We start from the raw sequence: 1,842 nt of genomic DNA on the forward strand, positions 1-1,842 counted from the left end.
CGGCGGCGGGCCCCCCCCCCCGCCCCCCCCCCCCCCCCCCCCCCACTACCGATCGATCGGGTTGAAGTGCGGGGATGCTGCCAGGCAGTCATCCCCGCAACCCCTCAGCGACCGTCGGCCACGGCCGACGGGGTCAGGCTCATGCCCTGCGCCAGCTGCTGCAGGCTGCCCAGTTCCTGGCTGCTGTCCGGGTACAGCGCGATCTGCGCATAGCGTCCCTTGTCCAGCTTGACCACGCTGATGCGCCGTTCTGCATAGCCGGGCGGCTGCTGGCCGCCCAGGTCGGGCTGGTACCAGTACATCGATTCACCGCCGAAGCTGCCTTTTTCCTGGCGCAGCGAGCGGCTGAGTGGAATGCCCGGGTCGCGCTGGCTGAGCATCAGGCTCAGCACTTCGCGGCCTTCGGCGGTGGCCGCACGGCACACCACGAAATCGGGCTGTGCCTGCTGCTGCCATTGCAGGCCACTGCTGGCGGGCAGCGACGGGCACTCGACCGGAGCCTGTGCGGCGGCATGGGCCGCGACGAACAGCAGGCTCGACAACACAACAGGCACGAACTTCATGCATCCCCCAAGGTGGCGTGTCGCAAGGCTTCACCGGCGCGCCGGTGGCGGTGGCATCCCATCCCCGGATGCCGTGGCCGTCCGCATGTGTACGGACGGTCATTCCGACCTTAACGGAACGTGAGCGATCGCACAAATTGCGGTTACAACCGTAACCATCACGCGGAGTAGAGTCGAGCTTGCTCGACTGCCGTCAACCGCGCTGCGGTCGACCTCAGTACTGCGGCAGCGGAATGAATTCCTTGTCGTCGCCGGGGATGGTGCCGAAGCGCCCGGCTTCCCAATCGTGCTTGGCCTGTTCGATGCGCTCCTTGGAGCTGGACACGAAGTTCCACCACAGGTGGCGCGGGCCATCGAGCGGTTCGCCACCGAACAGCATCGCCTTCACCGGTGTCTTCGCACGCAGGCGGCCAACGGCGCCGGCCTCGGGGATGACCAGGTGCTGGGCCGGAATATCCACGCCATCCAGCTGCGCCTGGCCTTCGAGGATGTACAGCGCGCGTTCGCGATGGCCGTTGTCGATGTCGATCTCCGCATCCGGGTCGAGATCGATGGCCACGTTGAGCGTATCGGCGAAGACCTTCACCGGCGATTCCTCACCGTAGGCACGGCCGGCGATGACGCGCAGCCACGCGCCGTTGCGGCGCTGCTCGGGCAGGGTGGCGGCGGCATGGTGATAGAACGCCGGTTCGATTTCCTCGTGCGACTTCGGCAGCGCGACCCAGGTCTGCATGCCGTGGATCGGGTTGTCGTGGCTGCGGTCCGGTGGCGGGGTGCGCTCGGAATGGGCGATGCCGCGGCCGGCGGTCATCCAGTTCACGTCGCCGGGGCGGATGACCTGGTCCGAGCCCAGCGTATCGCGGTGGCCGATGGCGCCGGACCACAGGTAGGTGACGGTGGCCAGGCCGATATGCGGGTGCGGGCGCACGTCGATGGCGGTGCCGGGGTGCATGATGGCCGGGCCCATCTGGTCGACGAACACGAACGAGCCGATGCTGCGGGCCTGCAGGGTGGGCACCGCGCGGCGCACTTCCAGGCCGCCGATGTCGTGGACGCGCGGGGCGATGATGGTGGTCATGCGGGCGTTCTCGCTGGCAGGGATCAAGGGTGCCAGCATGGCATGCGGTCGTGATGGGTACATGCCCCATGCGGGTAACAGCCTGTTCCGTAGAGTCGAGCTTGCTCGACTGGGTTCCAGCCAACGGCGCAGCCCCTCGTGGCTGGGCTGGACGGTTCGTATCTCGTGGTGGGCCGGGCGCGTCAGGCACGGAAAAGAAAA

2 protein-coding genes are annotated in these 1,842 nt (G+C 67.8%); both read right to left on the bottom strand.

Going from position 1 to position 1,842, the window contains the following annotated elements:
- Window positions 1-104 precede the first annotated feature (104 nt).
- On the bottom strand, window positions 105-563 hold the full coding sequence (locus tag IAE41_RS22230) for a hypothetical protein (protein ID WP_079222756.1): 459 nt from the start codon (window positions 561-563) through the stop codon (window positions 105-107).
- A 214-nt stretch (window positions 564-777) separates the two neighbouring features.
- Window positions 778-1,641 carry a pirin family protein gene (locus IAE41_RS22235; RefSeq protein ID WP_079225336.1) on the bottom strand — a complete coding sequence of 288 codons (864 nt, stop codon included), beginning with the start codon at window positions 1,639-1,641 and terminating at the stop codon, window positions 778-780.
- Window positions 1,642-1,842: the final 201 nt, after the last annotated feature.

The organism is Stenotrophomonas sp. S39 (assembly GCF_016624665.1).
In the GTDB taxonomy this organism is placed as follows: domain Bacteria; phylum Pseudomonadota; class Gammaproteobacteria; order Xanthomonadales; family Xanthomonadaceae; genus Stenotrophomonas.

Bases quoted from the DNA above. Each gene is read 5' to 3' on its own strand.
- IAE41_RS22230 (WP_079222756.1), bottom strand. From the start codon at position 563: ATGAAGTTCGTGCCTGTTGTGTTGTCGAGCCTGCTGTTCGTCGCGGCC.
- IAE41_RS22235 (WP_079225336.1), bottom strand. From the start codon at position 1,641: ATGACCACCATCATCGCCCCGCGCGTCCACGACATCGGCGGCCTGGAA.